This window comes from Exiguobacterium sp. s91 (genome assembly GCF_018618915.1).
GTDB classification, from domain to species: domain Bacteria; phylum Bacillota; class Bacilli; order Exiguobacteriales; family Exiguobacteriaceae; genus Exiguobacterium_A; species Exiguobacterium_A abrahamii.
Window position 1 is genome coordinate 78044 of sequence record NZ_JACSMZ010000004.1, and the last position, 20481, is coordinate 98524.

Consider the following 20481-nt stretch of genomic DNA (forward strand, 5'->3'; position numbering starts at 1 on the left):
TGTTTTTTTGAATCACTTCTTATTTTTTCATTTTATCCCATGTTTTCGTGAAGTCCTGCAGCATCTCGTCAGCTGTTTTTTGCTTACCAACATATGCTTGCATGATCGCTCCGAACTCGTTTACAGCACCATCCGGATACTTGAACCAGTTCCATGAGATCGTTTTTCCGTCTTTCGAGTACGCTTGAATATCATCTGCAAGCGGTCCTAGATCCTTCGCTTCGATTGATTTGAAGGCAGGGATGAATTTAAATTTATTGACCATGTAGTCTTTTCCTGTCTCAGACGTCGCCATCCACTCGAGGAATTTTTTCGCTTCTGCTTTGTTCTTCGAGTTCTTATTGACGACCCAGTTGTTTGGTACGCCAACAGGAAGACGGTCCATTTTTTCTTTATCATCATTGATCGGCATCGGGATGAAGCCCATGTTGATGTCCGGATTGACGTCCGTAATCAATTGTTGTGCCCAGTTCCCTTGTTGAAGCATCGCTGTCTTACCTTCAGCAAATTGGGAAACTTGTGTGTTGTAATCCGTCGTTAACGGATTTTTATTACCGTACTCAATCGTTAAATCAAATAGATTCATGAAATCCTTGAACTGTTTGTTATCTTCGAACTTTCCTTTTCCAGAATTCAAGTCTGCGATGAACTGATCTGGATCATCCTGCTGTGCGACCGGAATGTTCAACAGGTGATTACCGAGAATCCACCACTCCCCGTACCCAATCGAGAATGGCGTCACCCCGTCTGCCTTTAGCTTCTTTGAAGCTTCCGTCAATTCAGTTAATGTTTTCGGAAGTTCCGTGATACCAGCTTTTTTGAAGATATCTTTATTGTAGATAAAGCCATACCCCTCAAGGTTCATTGGCATACCATACAATTTACCATCAATCGTCATTGGCTCTTTTGATAGATCCGTTAGATCGCCGACCCACTTTTCATCTGACAAATCTTCTAACTTATCCTGCCATGTCTTTGCTTCCGTAAAGCCACCGTTGTTAAAGACATCTGGTTCATTACCTGAAGCGAACTGTGATTTCAGAGCCGCGCCATAGTCCGATCCACCACCGACTGTTTGCACGACGACTTTCGTTCCGGTTTCTTTTTCATACGCTTTTGCCATCTTTTCCATGTCTTTTGCGATTTCAGCCTTGAATTGGAATACGTTGAGCGTCTTACCGTCTTTTGAACCACTATCTTTCGAGTCATCGCTATTCAATGTACCGCCACCACATGCTGCCAAAGCGACGACCATCGCCGTCGTGACGACAGGTAATGCTGCCCATCTTCTTTTACGCATTCGGATTCCCTCCCTGATTTCGTTTCATTTCGTGCTACATCTTCACAATAAATGAAAACGCTTGCAATGAAGAGAGAGAAAGTTGTCCGGTGTGGTGGAAAATATTGAACAATCGTTATCCGAGTCTTTTCATCGGAATTGTTGTATCATGAAACTAGAGATTCTTTTATGAATAGGAGTTTGATGCCATGTCCTTGCAACTCACGATTTTATTGATTGGTATATTGCTGTTTGCTGCCGTCTGGACGACGAAGTTATCAAGTCGTCTGAATATTCCTGCTCTACTGATTTTTATCGCCCTTGGTATGATTGCTGGAAGCGACATTACGGGGTTCATTCGTTTTGACGATGCAGAACTGGCTCAGCTTCTTGGAACCGTCGCCCTCATCATCATCTTATTCGAGGGTGGTCTGCAAACGGTTTGGAAGGAAGTGCGTCATGAATTAGCCCCTTCCCTCTCGCTTGCGACGTTCGGGGTCTTCATCGCTACATCCATCGTTGCCGTTGCTTCCCATTATATTCTGGGCTTCAGTTGGGCGAATGCTTTTTTACTCGGGGCAATCGTTGGTTCGACGGATGCCGCTGCTATCTTTTCTGTCTTGAGTGGTCAGCCGATTCGACGGAAAGTCGGATCAACACTCGAAGTTGAGTCCGGTACGAATGACCCGATGGCCGTCTTTTTGACTGTCTTGTTCCTTGAGTTCGTGACAAACCCTGAAGAAGCATCGCTCTTATCGGGACTTGGATCACTCGTTTGGGAAATGGCGATGGGACTTCTGATTGGTTTGTTCATCGGATGGGCAGCTTCGACCTTGATCAATCGGATCGATTTGTCCTCTTCTAGCTTTTATCCGATCATGCTCATGTCGTTTGCTTTCCTGTCTTTCGGTTTAGCTGATACGTTCCATGCCAGTGGATTTTTAGCCGTTTATGTCACAGCGATCTACATCAGTAATCATGAACTCGTCTACCGACAGACACTCGTCCGTTTTACGATGAGTATGGCGCATCTTGCCCAAATCGGAATGTTCATCGTGCTCGGTCTACTCGTCTTTCCGAAACAATTGCTCGATGTCCAGGTCATCCTGTCTTCCATTGCGTTGGCGCTGATCTTAATTTTCATCGCTCGTCCTTTGTCAGTCTGGGTGAGTCTTCTTCCGTTTCGTTATTCGTGGCAAGAGAAGGTTTTCATTTCTTTTGCTGGTCTAAAAGGAGCGGTACCGATCATTCTCGCGACATATCCTCTCGTTGCGGATATCGAGAATGCATCGATGATCTTCAATATCGTGTTTTTCACAGTCTTATTATCAACGCTAATTCAAGGAAGTATGTTGACGTTCCTTTCCGAGCGGTTACGACTGAACGAAACACAGACTACTGCTATCCATACCGTCATTGAATTCATGTCAATCGGTAAACCGAATGCGGAAATCATTGAATTGACGTTACCGATGTCCCATCCATTCATTGGAACGACGATCTCAGAGATTGATTTGCCTCAGGAATTTTTGATCACGGCCATCATCCGTGATGATCAAATCATTACACCACGTGGAGACACTGCCCTAGAAGGCAATGATCAGCTACTACTCCTTACCCCAAAACATCGGATCAAGACACTGAAGCGATTCCTGTTTCCTCCCGCTTGATCTGTTCATGAAACAACGCAGTGGATCCTGAAGATCCACTGCGTTGTTTTTTTACATATTCATGAATCTTGTTGTTTCGTTTGTGTGTCTTGCTTCTGTTCTTTACGCTTCGCTTTAGCACGACGGTAGAGAACGTATCCACCAAGAATCACGACGATTCCACCTAAGATCCACCATAACTCCTGTTCTAATCCTTTTAGCATGGATTCAGCACGTTCTACTCCGAATCGTTCACCGACCCAGATGTAAAAGAAGGAAACCGGAAAAAGTCCAATACTTGAAGCGAGTAAATAGCGCTTGAACGAAAGACCAAACAAACCACACGGAATCGAGACGACCGAGCGCACGACGGGGAAAAAGCGGCCGAACAAAGCAGACCATGTTCCGTATTTCCCGACGATGCGCTCCCCTTGCTCAATTTCTTTTTCTTTAATCAGTAACCATTTGCCGTACCGGATAAGTATCGGACGACCTGCATAACGACCTAGAAGATAAAAGACCGTCGCGCCCATCAGACTTCCTAAAAAACCGACCAGAACAGCAGCTGTCCAGCTGACCGTTCCGTTCGACACATATAGACCGAGCAACGGTAAGCCCACTTCTGCCGGAATCAATTCTGTTCCAAGACCAACGATCATAATTCCTAAAAACAGCCAGAGATTGGATTCTCCGGCTGAAAACAACCATTCCAACATACGAGTAACCCTCCGTTCATCCTCTCGCTGGACGGAGGAGATAATAAATGATGACGACTAACGTCGTCCAGACGCCTGTGAAGATTCCGATAATCCCGACAATGAAGAAACCGAGTGCAACGATTGAGCCTGTCTGTTTATAATCCCGCCACATCGTCCGTAATCCTTTAATGTTGAACCAAAGGAATACGAGGAATAATACAGGGATGAGTAATCCTACGATCAATAAAGAAGACATGTCTTCACCTCTTTCTTATTTATTGTTATCCCCATTCTATCAGGAATCGACACGTCTTTCCTCCGCCTGAGGTCTTACGAACCTAAAAAAAGAACACGCTTCTGAATCGAAGCATGCCCTTTGCTTTATAAAGCATCCTGTTTTGACGCTTTCTTACTATATATATGTCAGAGCAAGTGGATGTCTTCCGCTTGGAGACTTTTACGCGTCTCTTCTGACCAGACAGAAGCTTGGACTTCACCGATGTGACGTTTTTTCAATAAGAACATCGCCATACGGGATTGACCGATTCCTCCACCCATCGTTAACGGTAGACGCTCTTCGAGCACACCTTGATGGAACGGGAACGCCAATTTATCCTCTTCTTGAGCAATCGCTGTCTGTTTTAAAAGTGCTTCACGATCAACGCGAATTCCCATTGAAGACAATTCGAATGCTCCGATTTCTGGGTGGTGTACTAAAATGTCACCGTTGAGTGTCCAGTCATCGTAGTCAGCCGCTCGACCATCGTGCTTCTCACCTGAAGCCAGTGCGCCACCGATTTGCATGAGGAAAACTGCGCCATATGCTTTCGTGACTTCTGTTTCACGTTCTTTCGTCGAAAGTGTCGGATACGCATCCTCTAGCTCTTGCGTCGTCATGAAATGAATCGTTTCCGGTAAGATCGCTGAAATGCCGTATTCCGCTTCCACTTCTTGCTCAACTTGACGAATCGTTGCATAGATCGCTTGTACCGTTTCTTGTAAATAAGCACTCGTCCGTTGTTCTTTCGTAATGATACGTTCCCAATCCCACTGATCGACGTGAATAGAGTGTGTCGCATCCAGCATCTCATCGCGACGAATCGCATGCATCAACGTGTATAAGCCTTCTCCTGCTTCAAATCCATACGTATGAAGCGCTTGACGCTTCCATTTTGCAAGAGATTGTACGATTTCAAGGTCTGCTGTGTGGTCCAAGGCATCGAAGCGAATGATGCGCTCTACGCCGTTTAGATGATCGTTGACACCGAGTGTGCTTTCTACGAACAATGGTGCTTCGACACGTGTCAATCCGAGTGTCGTCGAAAAGCGTTCTTCAAAGCGTTTCTTTACGAGTGTGATAGCTTCCTGTGTGTGTTTCATCGATACGAGTGTTGTCATGGTGGTGTTCCTCCTCAATTGTGTTTTGAAAAAGAAGCCATAAAAAAGAGCCCTTCTTTCCCAAGAATATGGGACGAAAGACTCGGTTCCGCGGTACCACCCATGTTAGCAACGATGTTGCTCACTCAAAAGACGAATCACTTCATCTTCGGCCATATGATAACGGACAGGCAACTCCGGCTACGCCTACTGACATTCGGGTTCGGGTAGCGACTCCGGGAGGTTCTTCGCATCTTGCTTCCGACTGGGCTCTCACCATCCCCAGCTCGCTATACGGTCGTACAAGGTGTTACTCTTCCCTTCAACGTCGTTGTTACAATTGAATTGAGAACATCGTACAACAGGTCGCAAGTGTTTGAAAAGACTTTTTTTCAAAAAAAATAAAAGTTGTCAGATTAATCTGACGTGTGAATCATGAAAAAAGCGTTCTCGCAGAAGCGAGAACGCGCTTACAAAAATTATTTGATCGACCCACTCGTAATTCCTTGAATGATCTGTTTTTGCAAAGCAAAGAAGAACAACAATAACGGAATGATCCCGAGGACGAGTCCGGCAAGTGCTAAGTCCCACTGCTTCGTATACTGACCGAAGAAATAGAACGTCGCGAGTGGAATCGTTCGTAAATCGACGTCTCGTAACATCAGCGATGGCAGTAGGAAATCATTCCAAATCCAAAGCGTGTTCAAGATGATAATCGTGACCGTGATCGGTTTGAGTAATGGGAACACGATACGCCAGAATACACCCCATTGTGAACAACCATCAATGATGGCCGCCTCCTCGATTTCTTCAGGAATCGACTTCATGAATCCATGGTATAAGAAGATTGATAATCCAGATCCAAAACCAAGATACATCAGAATCAATCCCCAATAACTGTTCTGCAATCCGAGATCACCAGACAGTTTCGATAAGGGAATCATGATCGATTGGAATGGAATGATCATCGCGGCAACGAATAAGAAAAAGATGATCGTCGACAAGCGTGTTTTCGTCCGGACGAGTTTCCAAGCCGCCATCGAACAAAAGATGATGATGACCGCGTTAGCGCCGACTGTAATGATGACGGAGTTTAAAAAGACTTTTCCGAAGTTCATGGCTTCCCATGCTTCCGAATAGTTGGACGTCATCCATTCTTTTGGTAGACCCGATGTATTCGTAAAGATATCTCCCTGCGTCTTGAATGAATTCGAGACGACGTAATAAAACGGAATCATATACAGAAGCCCCATCAATAAGGCTGCCAGTTCGACTGTTCCAAGACGGAATGAATAACGACCTCTCGTCTTTTTAGAGCGCTTCGGTTTCTCCTCTTGCGGAGTGGGTAACGGTTGTGCCGTACTCATGCTTCCACCTCCCGTTTTTTCGTCAGATAGACTTGAGTGACTGTAATCGCGGCGACAACAACGAAGAAGATGATCGCTTTCGCTGACCCGAGTCCAAGATTATTGTTCGTAAACGATTCTTTATAAATGTTTAAAGCAAGCATTTCGGTCGATTTGAATGGTCCACCATTCGTTAGGGATAAGTTCGTATCGAATAACTTGAAGGACCATGAAATCGTCAAGAACAAACAGATCGTGACCGACGGCATGATCAGTGGCAACGTAATGTTCCGTAACGTCGAGAGACGATTAGCACCATCGATTTTTGCTGCTTCAATCAGCTCTTGTGGCACATTTTGTAGAGCTGCGATATAGATGACCATGATGTAACCGCCACCTTGCCAAATCGAAACGATAACGATACCCCAGAATCCTGTCCGGGCATCTCCTAACCATGGAAGTTCAAATATACTCCACCCTGTCAATTCACCAATCGATGCGAAGCCTTTGACATAGATGAACTGCCAAACGAACCCGAGGATCAACCCACCGATCAAGTTCGGCATGAAGAAAATCGTTCGTAAGAAATTACGCGTGCGAATATTTTGTGTCAATAAGAACGCCAAGATGAAACCAACGACATTCGTTAAGATGACGGCAACGACCGTATATTTCGTCGTCAACCAAAATGACTGCTGGAACTGCTCGTCACTCGTAAAGAGACGGACATAGTTATCAAAGCCGATCCAATTTAATTCTCCGGTTACACCGTTCCAATCCGTGAACGAATACATGACGCCATTGAAAAACGGTACAAGCACGATCACTGCGAATACAAGAAAGACCGGTCCGACGAAGAGCCAAAAATCAAGACCGCGTTTCCACTTCTTTTGTCCAGATGTCATTGTTTCATCCCTCCTCCACTCTACAGTACGTCTTTCTCTAACACTTGAACACGTCACCATTTGACCCATTGGGTGGAAAATATTGAACGTTTTCTTTTGGCGCGTTCGCACTAGATACGCTACTATTAGAAAAAAGAGAGATCCAATCAAAGAGGGAGTCGATACCATGGAAAAGACCATTCGTTCAGACTTAGAAATCGCACAACAAACCGTCTTACGCCCGATTCGAGAAATTGCGAACCGAATTGGTTTGCAAGAAGAGGATTTTGATACGTACGGAAAGTATAAAGCGAAGTTGACAGACGGACTGTTGAACCGATTGGCAACGAAATCTGACGGTAAATTGATCCTTGTCACTGCCATCAATCCGACAGCCGCCGGTGAAGGAAAATCAACCGTCACTGTCGGACTCGGACAGGCGTTGCATCGGGCAAACCATAAAACGATGATTTGTTTACGGGAACCCTCACTCGGTCCGACGATGGGCTTAAAAGGTGGCGCGTGTGGTGGTGGCTATAGCCAAGTCCTACCGATGGAAGAGATCAATCTTCATTTCACAGGCGATATGCATGCGATCACATCTGCTCATAATACAATCAGTGCCTTGCTCGACAATCACCTGCATCAAGGTAACATCCTTGGCATCGATCCGCGTCGTATCGTCTGGAAACGCGTTCTTGATTTGAATGACCGTGCCTTGCGCCAAGTCACGATTGGTCTTGGTGGTCCTGCTCATGGCGTGCCGCGTCAAGATGGGTTCGATATCACGGTCGCTTCCGAGATCATGGCGGTCCTCTGTCTAGCAGACTCGATCACGGATCTCGAACGACGCTTGAGTCGCATCGTCGTCGCCTATACGTACGATCAACAGCCGGTTACGGTCAAAGATATTCAGGCGTCAGGAGCTGCGACGTTACTTCTAAAAGATGCGTTTCGTCCGAACCTCGTTCAAACCGTCGAAGGAACACCAGCACTGATTCACGGTGGACCGTTCGCGAACATCGCACATGGCTGTAACTCTTTGATTGCAACGCAAACTGCACTGAAGCTAAGCGATTACGTTGTCACAGAAGCAGGATTCGGAGCTGATTTAGGTGCCGAAAAGTTTTTCAACATCAAATCACGGATTGGCGGACTCCACCCGGATGCCGTCGTCATCGTCGCTACGGTTCGTGCCTTGAAAATGCATGGTGGTGTCGACAAAACGCAACTCAGCGAAGAAAATCTCGCTGCCTTAACAGATGGTCTTGCGTTACTTGAAAAACACGTCGAGACGATGAGTCTGTTCGGCGTCCCTGCCGTCGTTGCCTTGAATCGTTTCTTCACTGACACGGAAGCAGAACGTAACATGATCCTAGAATGGTGTCAGGATCGTAATATTCGTGTCGCGGAAAGTGAGGTCTTCAGTAAAGGGGGGGCTGGCGGCGAAGCACTCGTCACGGAAGTAATGCAAGCTCTTGAGGAACCGAGCCAGTTCCGCCCACTGTATCCTGACGTCTTACCGCTTCGTCAAAAGATCGAGCGTATCGCAAAGCGTGTCTACGGTGCAGCCGACGTTCATTTTGAAGCCAAAGCGCTTCGCGAACTCGAACGGTGTACGGAGATGGGATTGAATGAGTTACCGATTTGTATGGCAAAGACACCATTTTCTTTAACCGATGACCCTGCTCGTTATGGTCGTGTCGAAGACTTCACAATCACGGTCCGCGAAATCCGACCATCGGTTGGTGCAGGGTTCATCGTTGCATTGACTGGGAATGTATTAACGATGCCAGGATTACCCGCAGTTCCTGCCGCCATCCATATGGGCGTTTCGGAAGACGGACAGGTATTCGGACTTTCTTGATGAGAGGATGAGTTACATGACGATTGATCATTCACATTGGATAGCCTCTGACGGCTATACTACGACATTGCATAGCCTCGAAGCCCATGATCCTAAAGGAGTCGTGATCGTCTTTCACGGGATGATGGAGCATGGCGCACGGTATGAGGAATTCGCAGAATTCCTCTATGCGCATCATTACCATACGATCATCGCAGACTTACGCTGTTTCGGAACCCGAGCAGCACAGCTTGGAACACTTGGACACCTCGAGCCGAATCAAGGGTTTAAACAATTGATGCAGGACGCAGAAGAACTCGTCTCTGACATCAAAGAGCGTTATCCGACGTTACCGGTGTTCATTTTTGGTCATAGTTTTGGTTCGTTGATCGCTCGCCGGATCGGTCAAACACTCGGTCATACGGTAGCCGGAATCATCGCGAGTGGCCCCCCGACGAGTACAGGTTTACTCGGTGATGTCAGTCAAAAACTCGTCGAACGTCAAATCCATCAGCTGTCAGCAACACACCCTGCTGAACGGTTTGGACAACTCGTGTTCGGACGGTATAACTTACGCTTCTTCCCAGCACTTTCTAAAAATGCTTGGCTCTCTTCGGATCCTCAATCCGTCATGCGCTATGATGCAGATCCATTGTCCGGTCAAACGGTCACGCTTGGGTTCTTCCACGAACTCTTGCATGCAACGAAGCTCGTCAACGCACTTGCTTCCGTCTATCAGCATCCACGTCACTTACCCCTCTTATTGCTTGCTGGTGGGGATGACGCGGTCGCGTTCGACGGAAAAGGTATCCATCATTTATTTGATATGTATAATCGTGTCCGTGTCGATGCTGTACAGCTGACGATTTATCGAGGGTTACGTCATGAGCTCTTCCATGAGTTCGAACGCATCCGCGTTTTTGCCGATATCGCGAGCTGGTTGAATAAACAAGTCAATCCTGCAGCTAAACAGTCATCTTCCCGTTCTTCTTAAGCCACATCGATCGATATAAAAAAAGGCAGCGGATCCTTGTGATCCGTTGCCTTTTTTTATATCGTATCCTTCATTGAATCCAAGTCAGTGAAGAAATCATTGCTTCGATTTCTTCGATTTCAAGCGTCTCGCGTTCTGCGGAGTACGTCAATAAGACTAACCGTTCCCCGTCCGAATACGCGTAGATCCGTAAGAAGATATCTTCTTCTTTCCCATCTACTGCAAGCAACGCTTCTTTTGTTGAATTACGACGGACTTCAAGTGCTCCTGTTAGTTCGATGCCGAACTCTTCCACCAACAGATTGATTTCTTGTTCCGCCGCCTCATACGGTGTCAATTCTTCTGAATCGGACTCATAAATGGATAATTGGAGCGTACCCATTGCATTTTCATCCGTCGAATAAAAACTGACATATGTCTCTTCTTCTTGATATTCGAATACCTTTGGATATTCTAGCGTGATCCAATGATCGACTGTGTACTGTTTCATTTGAATTCCTCCATTCGTTGTATCTCTTCAAAGCGGATACCCGTCACAGCCATACGCTCGAATTGTCGAGCGAGTTGAGCAGAGACGAACATGCGATGCGTGCGCTCATCTCGCATAAGATGATGCGGACAAATCGAATCGCTGATTCGTCGCTCTGTCAAAAAATAGACGCGTCGTCTCGGGACCGGACGGAATACATCCGTCGTATGTAGATGTTCGATCCGACTGACAGATAAGAGATTGAGAAGATAGTACGGAACCACTCCGTCCTTCGTCTCAAGATGTACCTTGAGACATTGTACAGAAAAAGGCGCGTATGCTGCAATGACGCGTTGCACACGTTCCGAGACGAGCGGCAGATCGAATGTGTTTGGAAGGACATCCGGTAGCAAATCCGCATCTTGATTGATGGAAAAAGCAAGTACACCTACGTTATGGAACCACTCTCCTATCAATAAGCGATGACGATCGAATTGATGGTGACAGATCGCCTTCCATCCTTTTCCCATCGACTGTTCGCTCCAAACTCGCACTTCATTCACCAGACACTCTCTCCTCTACCCAACTTTACCCATATTGCAAATCAAGATTACCATTGGAAACGATTAACTAGTATTATTGTACACCGAATCTTAAAAGAAATTGCTTTTTTTCATAAAAGTTATGGAAATGCACTCTTTGCTATGCTACTATATTTCATGTAGCCAATACGCGGGTGTAGTTTAATGGTAAAACCTCAGCCTTCCAAGCTGATGACGAGAGTTCGATTCTCTTCACCCGCTCCAATTATGACATAACATAGGTCTAGGACCATTTCCCTCTAGAGGGCAGGCGACTCGCGACGTGCGAGTCGTCTTTTTTATTGATTCTGCTGATGATTCCAACGAATTTATGGGTATACAACGATATAGATAGAGATTCGTAAAGGAGGATTCGATATGATTCAGATGAAAATGCCCGGCGTGACGATCTATCAAAGTACACTCATGAAAACGACTTCGACATTAATCGAGACGCCTGATTGTCTGATCGTCGTCGACCCTGGCTGGCTTCCCGATGAGATTGCAACGATTCGTCGAGACGTCGAAATCGTGCGTCGCGAACGACCATTATACGTCGTCTATACGCATGCCCATTTCGATCATATTTTAGGTGCCTATGCCTTTACGGATGCCATCGTCATTGCTTCGAAACCGTTCATCGATGTCGATCGACAAGAAGCGCTAAAAGCCGTCCAAGATTTTAATGATGAATTCTATATTGATTCTCCCGTCCTTTTCCCAGACGTGACACATGTCATCCATGAGTCTGAGACGATTTTAACGATCGGACAAACGAAGTTAATCTTCTTTTTGACGCCCGGTCATGAAGCGACTCATCTTTCCTTCATCGTCATGCCACTTCACTTGTTAGTCTGCGGCGATTACGCTTCAGACGTTGAAATCCCCTTGATCGAACACGATTCCTCTGAGTATTTGACGACGCTCGAGTTACTCGAGTCGTTCATTTATGAATATGAAGTCAAACTCTTGATTCCCGGACACGGTCACATTTGTGATGTCCGAACAGAGATGATCGAACGACTTCATCAGAGCTATGATTATATTCTTGCCCTCCGTGCCGGAAAAGAATCCGACTGGGCTCCGTCTTGGCAAACGACCCCTTTTATGAAACGTCTGCATGAAAAAAATAAGCGACAAGTCAAAAAAGAACAAGAAGAACGATTAGCCCGACGCCATTATGATTAACTTCGCTCAACCAAAAGACTCGGTCGCCAAATTGGCGACCGAGTCTTTTATGGTTATCCAAGTAATGTGACGAGCAACGCTTTTTGTGCGTGGAGGCGATTCTCAGCTTGATCGAAGATGACCGATTGCTTGCCATCGATGACGTCCTCCGTGACTTCCTCCCCGCGATGCGCCGGAAGGCAATGCAAGAAAATAGCTTCATCATTTGCTTGATTCATAATATTGGCATTAACCTGATATCCTTCAAATGCTTGCAGACGCATCGTCGCTTCTTCTTCTTGTCCCATACTCGCGAAGACATCCGTATACACGACGTCTGCACCACTCGCTGCTTCCTCAGGATCCGTCATGACGATGATGTTTCCACCCGTTTCCTTCGCAATGACTTGTGCCTCATGAACGATTTGTGGATCAGGAGCATACGCCTCCGGCGCACAGATGCGAACTTCCATTCCACTGAGCGCTCCACCAATCATCAGCGAATGTGCCATGTTATTTCCGTCCCCGATATATGTCAAAATCTTTCCGGATCGTGTTCCAAATGTCTCTTCGATTGTCAGCAAGTCAGCAAGGACTTGGCACGGATGGTGTAGATCCGTCAATCCATTGATGATTGGAATCGTACCATGTGCCGCAAGCGTGTCGACGATCTCATGACCGAACGTCCGAATCATCAGGGCATCGACGTAACGGCTCATAACTTGAATCGTATCTGAGAGCGGCTCCCCCCGCCCGATTTGCATATCTGCTCCACTTAGCACGATCGGATGTCCACCGAGTTCGACGACACCCACCTCAAACGATAGACGTGTTCGCGTCGATGCCTTTTCAAACAATAAGGCCACTTTTTTATGGCTTAATGCGTTTTGGTAGACACTCGGCTGATGCTTGATGTCTTTCGCGAGTGCCAACAGCTCCGTCAGTGCTTCCGGCGTCAGTTCCGCCATCGTCAAGAAATGCTTTAGTTGTTGCATCGTCTTCATTTTACTTCCTCCTTGATTGGCTCTGTCCATGTATGAAGTGGCTTCACAGCATAAGGGGACTTTTCTGTCGCTTGTAGATGATAATGTGCTAGTTCAGGTTCTGTCAGAACTTGTACCCCGGCAACAAGCGCTGCTTCGCGACTCGCTTTTTCTTCTGTCACGTGCGAATAGAAAATCGCACATTGTGCCCAGTCAATCGTTTCATCTAATGCTACACCCGTTCCGAAAGCCTCTGTGTCTGCTCCAGCAACGATGACGTCTCTTGTCGTCAAATGTCGTTTCGTCGTTTCGTCAAAGATAAAACGTTCCAGCGCCAGTCCGTCTGTCGTCCATTGCAGCGTTTCACCTGTCGAACGCATGACAGGACCTGTTTTCGGATCGACGCCCTGTAGTTTCAACGTTGAAAAAACAGGAGTCTTGACGGCATGGAAATCAAGTTTCGTCTGTTCCGTTGGTAGTGCGACCGCTTGACCGACCGCAGCTTGAACTGCCCACTGCAAGATCGGTTGACCTGTTACTTTGGCGACGATCGGTAACGTTCGGGAGGCACGCGGATTGATTTCCAGCACGTAGACTTGATCGTCATGCAAGACGAATTGGATATTGTACGCTCCTTTATAATCCATTCGTTGCCCGATCATCTGTGCGATTCGCTCGATTTCGCGCTGAACGGTAGCGCTGAGCGATACAGGTGGCAGAATCATCGTCGAATCTCCAGAGTGAACTCCTGCCTGTTCCAATTGCTCCATCAAAATCGGAACGTACGTCGTTGTTCCGTCCGTAATGCAGTCGACTTCGATTTCCTTTCCTTGGAGGTAGGCATCCACGAGGACCGGGAATGCTAATTCGGAAACGATCGTCTCTAATTGCTCTTGATCGTGGATGATATGCATTCCCTTACCTCCGATGACATAGGAAGGACGAATCATGACCGGGTAACCGATCGTTGTTGCGACTTCTATCATTTGTTCGTGCGTCGCCACTTCTTGTCCTGGAATACGATCGATACCAATGTCATCTAAAAATTGATAGAACCGCTCACGGTCTTCCATTTGATCGATGACATCTGCCGTCGTTCCGAGAAGATGATAACCGGCATTCTCCAAACCAGACGCAAGCGCAATCCCCGTTTGTCCTCCGAACTGGACTAAGACGTCTTGGCAATCCTCTGCTTCTAGCACATGCATGACGTCTTCAAGTGTCAACGGCTCGACATACAGGCGATCTGCGACTTCGAAGTCGGTCGAGACGGTCTCCGGGTTATTGTTGATCATGATTGTTTCGTAACCGGATGCTTGTAATGCACGTACCGCGTGAACGGAACAATAATCAAATTCGATTCCTTGACCGATCCGAATGGGTCCCGCACCGATGACAGCGACTTTCTTTTTCGTCGATGCTGTGACTTCTGTTTGACCACTCCAGTTTCCGTAGAAATAAGGAGTCGCACTCTTGAACTCTCCCGCACATGTATCAATCATGTGATAGACAGGAAGGATGCCTTTTTCTTTACGTGAGTGCTCGATGTCTACAGCACTAACGCCCGTCAGAAGGGCAATTTGTTCGTCCGTAAAGCCCATCATTTTTGTCTGTTTCAGAGAACTTTCATTCGATACATCGATGTTTTGTTGCTGCTCGACGAGGCGTTGAAGCACTTTGACGAATAAAGCTTGTACTTTCGTCTGTTCAACGAGTTCTTCGACGGTCGTCTCCTTGCGATCGAGTAGCGCGAGCATCGCAAGCAAGCGACGGTCCGTCGGCGCCTTTATTTCTTTCCACAATACGTCAGCCTCCGCTGTTTTCATCCATGTCGGATAAAGAGGCGATTGCTCGACTCCTGCACCGCGCCACGCCTTTTGTAACGCTTCTTCTAACGTCTTCCCCATCGCCATGCTCTCACCCGTCGCCTTCATTTGTGTTCCAAGCGTCCGGTTACTGCCGGTAAATAGATCGAATGGGAAACACGGCACTTTTGCCGTGATATAATCCATCGTTGGTTCAAAGCTCGCCATCGTTTCCTTCGTGACAGGATTGATGCAATCGTCGAGTCGCTCACCGAGCGCAAGACGTGTCGCTAATTTTGCGATCGGATATCCCGTCGCCTTGGAAGCAAGTGCCGAAGAACGACTGACACGCGGATTGACTTCAATGACGAAATAACGTTCTTCCGTCGGATGGATTGCGAATTGAATGTTGCATCCACCGATGACACCGAGATGCGATACGATTTTACGCGCTTCCGTCCGCAATTGTTGATTCATTCGATCCGAAATCGACTGAATCGGTGCAAAGACGACCGAGTCCCCGGTATGGACACCGACAGGATCGATGTTTTCCATGTTGCAGACGATGATCGTCGTATCTGCGCTGTCACGCATGACTTCGTATTCGACTTCTTTATAGCCAGCGATACTCACTTCAACCAAACACTGTGAAATCGGACTCGCTTGTAAGCCGTTCTGCGCTAACAGACGTGCCTCGTCCTTCGTCACTGCGATTCCGCCGCCCGTTCCACCGAGCGTAAAGGCTGGTCGGATGACGAGTGGTACCCCGTGTACTGCCATGAATTCCTCAAGCTCTGCTAACGACTCGATCGTTTGACTTTCCGGGAGCGGTTGCGCGAGTTCGATCATCTTTTGCTTGAATCGTTCACGATCTTCTCCGTCTCGGATCGTCTCAAGCGAAGTTCCTAGAAGTTCGACACCGTATTGTTCAAGTACGCCTGCTTCTTCGAGTGACATCGCAAGATTGAGTGCCGTTTGACCACCGACCGTCGCTAGGAGATGGGATGGTCGATCTTGTTCGATGATGGCCGTTGCTTTTTCAAGAGTCATCGCCTCAATATAGACATGATCTGCCGTGCTCGGATCCGTCATGATAGTAGCCGGATTCGAATTCATTAAGATGACCTCGCATCCCGCTTCTCGAAGCGCCTGACAGGCTTGTGTGCCGGAATAATCAAATTCTGCTGCTTGCCCGATGACGATCGGACCCGAACCGATGACGAGTACTTTCTGTTTATCCCACATATGCTACCTCCTGATGTAATACGCTATTTACGAATTGATCGAAGACGACCATCGCCTCTGTCGGTCCTGGACTCGCTTCTGGGTGAAATTGGACTGTCATGATCGGTAGTACCGGATGAATCAATCCTTCAACGGATCCATCATTGATGTGTTCGTACGCAAGTTCCATCTCAGACGCTTCGATACTTTTTACATCAACGGCATAACCATGATTTTGAGACGTCATGAACACTTGTCCGGATGCTAGATGACGTACAGGATGATTCGCTCCTCGGTGTCCGTGATGTTGTTTTAATAAGGTACAGCCGAAGGCATGAGCGAGAACCTGATGTCCCATACAAATACCAAGTGTCGGATAGCTCGTCGCCAGTTCACGGATTCCTGAAAGGAACGGGTCTAATTGTGTTGGATCACCAGGTCCATTGGAAAACAGCAGACCATCTGGAGCCAGCGCTTGAATCCGTTCCGGTGTCGTATTATATGGCACGACCGTTACACGCATATGGCGTTCAAGCAAAGCATCGATCATCGATTGTTTCACACCGTAATCGATACAGACGATGTGCCCCTGTTCGACTTCCGGTACGTATTCGATGTTTGAAGTCGTTGATACGGAAGCGATGTATGCTGTGTCGATTGAGGCAGTGACAGTCATATCTACTTGCGTCATGTCACCGAATTGATCGCCTTCCGTCCGTAATAGATGCACAAGAGAACGCGTATCGACTCCCGACAAAATCGGCACATTTGCTTCACCCAACCAACTCGCGAGCGATGTTCCTTCCCCGTCCTCAGCCAAAGTTTGAACGATGACACCAGCGACTTGAATCTGGTTGCTTTCTGACGCTTCCACTTGAATACCGTATTGACCGATCAACGGGTATGTGAAGACAAGAATTTGTCCTTGATAAGATGGATCCGTCAAGACTTCCTGATATCCTGTCATTCCTGTAAAAAAGACGACCTCTCCTTTGACTGGAGCTGTTCCTTGCCACGAACCGGTAAACGTCGTTCCGTTCGCAAGCGTTAGTTTTCCGGATTGTTTCATACGATGACCTCCTGTTGACAAACGAGTTGTATTTTTTCGATGGCGTGCATGAGTTCCTGTTCCGTTACGAACAATGATGGCAATAAGCGAATGACATGAGGCCCAGCCGAGACGACGAGAAGACCATTCTCACGCAAAGCGTCAATCAGCGGTGCAACAGGCATCGTGCACTCGATACCAATCATCAAGCCACGTCCACGAATAGAACTCACGATCGACTTGGGTAATTTATTTTCTAGTTGTTGACGTAAATATTCGCCTTTTCCTTGAACGTCTGCCATGACAGTGTCATTTAACAAGAGGTCAAGTGTTGCTTCCGCAGCTGTCATCGCGAGTGGATTTCCACCAAAGGTCGAACCATGCGATCCAGGTGTGAATACTTCCGCCGCCTCCTCCGTCGCGAGTAACGCACCAACCGCGAGTCCACTTCCAAGTCCTTTCGCAAGAGTGATGATATCCGGTACGAGGGGTGTCTGCTCAAATGCAAAACGAGATCCCGTCCGACCAATGCCGGTCTGTACTTCGTCGACGATGATTTTGACATCGTATTGTTGCGCCTTCTTCATCAACGCTTCTAGCCACGCATCGTCGGCGACGACGACTCCGCCCTCTCCTTGAATGATTTCGAGCCATACGGCAGCAGTTTGCTCCGTAATCGCTGATAGGCTCTCCATCTCGTTAAACGATAGATGTTTGAAGCCATTCACCATCTCACCGTATCCCGCTTTGATTTTCTCCTGTCCTGTTGCGCCCATCATCGCAAATGTCCGCCCGTGGAAAGATTGTTTAAATGTGACGACTTCCGTTTTCCCTGTCCATTTTCGAACGAGTTTGTACGCCGCCTCGTTTGCTTCCGCACCACTGTTACAAAAGAAGGCATGACTGAGATGACTGTCTTCCGTCAGTCGCTCGGCGACCCGCTCTTGTGCCGCGATTTGAAACAGATTCGACGTATGCCAAATTTGATTCAATTGTTCCTCTAGCCGTTGCTGAATATAAGGATGACGGTGTCCTGTGTTGCATACAGCGATTCCCATGATGAAATCCAGATACGTCTTTCCTGTCGCATCTTCTACAATCGACCCTTGTCCTTTGACCAATTCCACATCAGTACGTTGATAAGTGGGTAGTAGTGCACTCATGTAATTCCTCCTTGATTCGTGTCCCTGCAGCTAACGCATTTTTCCCAGACCGAATGACGACCTCTGGAATACCATGCTGAGTGGCCTGCATCATCGCTTCGACCTTCGGAATCATTCCCCCGTAGATTTCTCCCGACGCTATCGCAGCTTCGATGGCTGCAGACGTGATTTCTGATTGATAGTCACCGTTTACTTTTACACCCTCAACATCCGTCAACAATTCAAATCGGTCGACAGACCAAGCCTTCGCGACAGCAATGGCGCACGCGTCCCCGTTACTGTTCAATACACCTTGTTCTCCTGTGACAAGGGATGTGACGACAGGCACATAACCATTCGTACTCAACACCGTGAATAATCGTGGATGAATGTGCGTGATCTGACCGACTGCCCCGAGTCCTTTGACTTTTTTACCATGGACGCTTGCTCCGTCTAACCCGCTCATCCCGACGGCAGGAATCCCCGCTTGATTCAACTGCTGAACGATCCCGGATTGGACTTCCCCTGCTAAGATCCGTCGCGCCCCGAGTAAGACCCCATCCGTCGTTACACGGACACCGTTTCGAAACACGGGTTTGATTCCCTCTTGTTCACAGTAACTCGATAGAAGAGGACCACCTCCATGGACGATCAATAATTCGTTACCGGTTTCGACCCACGCTTTCCATTCCTCGAAATACTGCGCATCCAATTGCTCCCACACACTACCACCTAGTTTGATGACTTTTCGTTTCGTCATGTCCGGTAACTCGCATTGATTTTGACGTAATCGTACGTCAGGTCACAGCCGTAAGCGTGTCCTTGTCCTACTCCATCATGCAAATCAATGTGAATCTGTACATCCTGCTGTGCCAGTTCCTGCGATGCAACTGCTTCATCGAATAAGACAGGCATGTTCTGTTGCAACACCCACTGCGAACCAATTTTGATGTCAACGTTTGATACATCGAGTGGCTCCTTGATACTTCCGACAGCAGCGATGATTCGCCCCCAGTTCGCATCTTCCCCAAAGATGGCTGTTTTGACGAGAGACGATCCGACGACTTGTTTGGCGATCATTCGTGCTACTTCATCGGTTTGTGTTCCCGCTACCGTCACCTCGATCAACTTCGTCGCGCCTTCGCCGTCCCGCGCAATCTGTTTCGCTAAATCTTGACAGACCGTTTCGATCGCCTGTTCGAATGCTAACGCTTCGTCCGTGCCTTCAACGATCGTTGCGCCCCCTGCAGCTCCGCTCGCTAAAATCATGACCATGTCATTTGTCGAACTGTCTCCATCTACGGTAATGCAGTTGAACGTACGATGAATCGTCCGACGCAACAGTGTCTGTAAGACATCCGGTTCAATCGTTGTATCGGTCGTCAAGAAACCAAGCATCGTCGCCATGTTCGGATGAATCATCCCTGACCCTTTTGCCACACCACAGACTGAAATTTGGATATCCCCTTGCATGTATTGTTGACCAGCTGTTTTCGTACCAGTATCGGTCGTCAGGATCGCATGAGCAAAATCATCCGCGGCTTCCTTGTCATTTGTAGGCATCAGCTGTGGAATACCTGCCAGTAACGTATCAATGGCTAACGGTTGACCGATGATCCCTGTTGAAGCAATCGCGACTTGTTCTGGAGCAACATTTAAACTTTTCGCCATCGCTTGTTGCGACATATACGCATGGGATAACCCTAGTTCGCCTGTACACGCATTCGCGTTCCCGCTGTTGACGAGGACGGCATGAATACGTCCTTGTGACACCTGAATCGCTTGTTTCGTCACAGTGATTGGTGCTGCTTGCACCTGATTCGTCGTATAGACAGCTGCAGCGCTTGCTCCTGCTTCACACCAGATCAGACCTAAATCCTTTCGCTTTCGTTTCAGACCCACATGTATTCCCGATGCTTGAAATCCCTTCGGTGTCGTGATCGTCAATGGGGTCTCTACTTGTACTTGCCACACAGGCGTTCCTCCTCT

General features: G+C 47.5%; 18 protein-coding genes, 1 tRNA gene and 1 other annotated feature. Of the genes, 5 read left to right on the forward strand and 14 right to left on the reverse strand.

The genetic code is table 11. The annotated features are described in order from the left end of the window. Window positions 1-19: 19 nt before the first annotated feature. The gene (locus KNQ06_RS14855) at window positions 20-1300 is read right to left on the reverse strand and encodes an ABC transporter substrate-binding protein (RefSeq protein ID WP_149426857.1); all 1281 of its coding nucleotides are present in this window, start codon (window positions 1298-1300) and stop codon (window positions 20-22) included. A 188-nt stretch (window positions 1301-1488) separates the two neighbouring features. On the opposite strand from KNQ06_RS14855, the gene KNQ06_RS14860 reads away from it, so the two are divergent. Then, window positions 1489-2949: a potassium/proton antiporter gene (locus KNQ06_RS14860; protein WP_058703667.1), complete on the forward strand. Its 1461-nt coding sequence runs from the start codon at window positions 1489-1491 to the stop codon at window positions 2947-2949. A 59-nt stretch (window positions 2950-3008) separates the two neighbouring features. On the opposite strand, the gene KNQ06_RS14865 is transcribed toward KNQ06_RS14860, so the two are convergent. The 5 genes from KNQ06_RS14865 to KNQ06_RS14885 all read right to left on the reverse strand — a co-directional run bounded on the left by KNQ06_RS14865 (window position 3009) and on the right by KNQ06_RS14885 (window position 7254). Then, complete coding sequence (locus tag KNQ06_RS14865; protein WP_149426856.1) at window positions 3009-3644, reverse strand: DedA family protein; 636 nt, start codon at window positions 3642-3644, stop codon at window positions 3009-3011. A gap of 16 nt (window positions 3645-3660) precedes the next feature. Beyond that, a complete protein-coding gene (locus tag KNQ06_RS14870) occupies window positions 3661-3882 on the reverse strand; it encodes a hypothetical protein (protein ID WP_058703665.1) in 222 nt (73 codons plus the stop codon). 167 nt (window positions 3883-4049) lie between these two features. Then, the gene (asnA, locus tag KNQ06_RS14875) at window positions 4050-5024 is read right to left on the reverse strand and encodes an aspartate--ammonia ligase (RefSeq protein WP_215148680.1); all 975 of its coding nucleotides are present in this window, start codon (window positions 5022-5024) and stop codon (window positions 4050-4052) included. 66 nt (window positions 5025-5090) lie between these two features. After that, window positions 5091-5338, reverse strand: a binding site (T-box leader). A 144-nt stretch (window positions 5339-5482) separates the two neighbouring features. Next, window positions 5483-6370, reverse strand: coding sequence for a carbohydrate ABC transporter permease (locus tag KNQ06_RS14880; protein ID WP_058703664.1), 888 nt, complete (start codon window positions 6368-6370; stop codon window positions 5483-5485). Further along, window positions 6367-7254, reverse strand: coding sequence for a carbohydrate ABC transporter permease (locus tag KNQ06_RS14885; protein WP_023467232.1), 888 nt, complete (start codon window positions 7252-7254; stop codon window positions 6367-6369). Before KNQ06_RS14885 ends, KNQ06_RS14880 begins: the two co-directional genes overlap by 4 nt. A 166-nt stretch (window positions 7255-7420) precedes the next feature. Between KNQ06_RS14885 and KNQ06_RS14890 the strand changes: the two genes are divergently transcribed. Then, window positions 7421-9100 carry a formate--tetrahydrofolate ligase gene (locus KNQ06_RS14890; protein WP_215148682.1) on the forward strand — a complete coding sequence of 560 codons (1680 nt, stop codon included), beginning with the start codon at window positions 7421-7423 and terminating at the stop codon, window positions 9098-9100. A 16-nt stretch (window positions 9101-9116) separates the two neighbouring features. Further along, window positions 9117-10073, forward strand: coding sequence for an alpha/beta fold hydrolase (locus KNQ06_RS14895; protein ID WP_082202576.1), 957 nt, complete (start codon window positions 9117-9119; stop codon window positions 10071-10073). Between the two features lie 70 nt (window positions 10074-10143). Here KNQ06_RS14895 and KNQ06_RS14900 read toward each other — a convergent pair whose 3' ends face one another. Together KNQ06_RS14900 and KNQ06_RS14905 are read right to left on the reverse strand one after the other, a co-directional pair. Beyond that, window positions 10144-10563 carry a hypothetical protein gene (locus tag KNQ06_RS14900; protein ID WP_023467229.1) on the reverse strand — a complete coding sequence of 140 codons (420 nt, stop codon included), beginning with the start codon at window positions 10561-10563 and terminating at the stop codon, window positions 10144-10146. After that, a complete protein-coding gene (locus tag KNQ06_RS14905) occupies window positions 10560-11105 on the reverse strand; it encodes an imm11 family protein (protein ID WP_244290094.1) in 546 nt (181 codons plus the stop codon). Before KNQ06_RS14905 ends, KNQ06_RS14900 begins: the two co-directional genes overlap by 4 nt. 169 nt (window positions 11106-11274) lie before the next feature. On the opposite strand from KNQ06_RS14905, the gene KNQ06_RS14910 reads away from it, so the two are divergent. Continuing rightward, window positions 11275-11348 (forward strand) — tRNA-Gly (locus KNQ06_RS14910). Window positions 11349-11501: 153 nt separating this feature from the next. Beyond that, window positions 11502-12311, forward strand: coding sequence for an MBL fold metallo-hydrolase (locus tag KNQ06_RS14915; RefSeq protein WP_058265756.1), 810 nt, complete (start codon window positions 11502-11504; stop codon window positions 12309-12311). A 53-nt stretch (window positions 12312-12364) separates the two neighbouring features. On the opposite strand, the gene argF is transcribed toward KNQ06_RS14915, so the two are convergent. Genes argF through argJ form a run of 6 tightly spaced genes read right to left on the reverse strand, consistent with a single transcriptional unit; the run spans window position 12365 to window position 20466 of the window. Beyond that, window positions 12365-13294, reverse strand: a complete 930-nt coding sequence (argF, locus tag KNQ06_RS14920) for an ornithine carbamoyltransferase (RefSeq protein ID WP_214772533.1) — start codon at window positions 13292-13294, stop codon at window positions 12365-12367. Further along, window positions 13291-16323: a carbamoyl-phosphate synthase (glutamine-hydrolyzing) large subunit gene (carB, locus tag KNQ06_RS14925; RefSeq protein ID WP_215148684.1), complete on the reverse strand. Its 3033-nt coding sequence runs from the start codon at window positions 16321-16323 to the stop codon at window positions 13291-13293. The genes argF and carB overlap by 4 nt, the downstream gene beginning before the upstream one ends. Next, on the reverse strand, window positions 16313-17371 hold the full coding sequence (locus KNQ06_RS14930; RefSeq protein ID WP_214725300.1) for a carbamoyl phosphate synthase small subunit: 1059 nt from the start codon (window positions 17369-17371) through the stop codon (window positions 16313-16315). The genes carB and KNQ06_RS14930 overlap by 11 nt, the downstream gene beginning before the upstream one ends. Further along, on the reverse strand, window positions 17368-18513 hold the full coding sequence (locus KNQ06_RS14935) for an acetylornithine transaminase (RefSeq protein WP_214725302.1): 1146 nt from the start codon (window positions 18511-18513) through the stop codon (window positions 17368-17370). Before KNQ06_RS14935 ends, KNQ06_RS14930 begins: the two co-directional genes overlap by 4 nt. Further along, window positions 18479-19252, reverse strand: coding sequence for an acetylglutamate kinase (argB, locus tag KNQ06_RS14940; RefSeq protein WP_058265752.1), 774 nt, complete (start codon window positions 19250-19252; stop codon window positions 18479-18481). The genes KNQ06_RS14935 and argB overlap by 35 nt, the downstream gene beginning before the upstream one ends. Then, window positions 19249-20466: a bifunctional glutamate N-acetyltransferase/amino-acid acetyltransferase ArgJ gene (gene argJ, locus KNQ06_RS14945; RefSeq protein WP_215148686.1), complete on the reverse strand. Its 1218-nt coding sequence runs from the start codon at window positions 20464-20466 to the stop codon at window positions 19249-19251. Before argJ ends, argB begins: the two co-directional genes overlap by 4 nt. Between the last annotated feature and the right edge of the window lie 15 nt (window positions 20467-20481).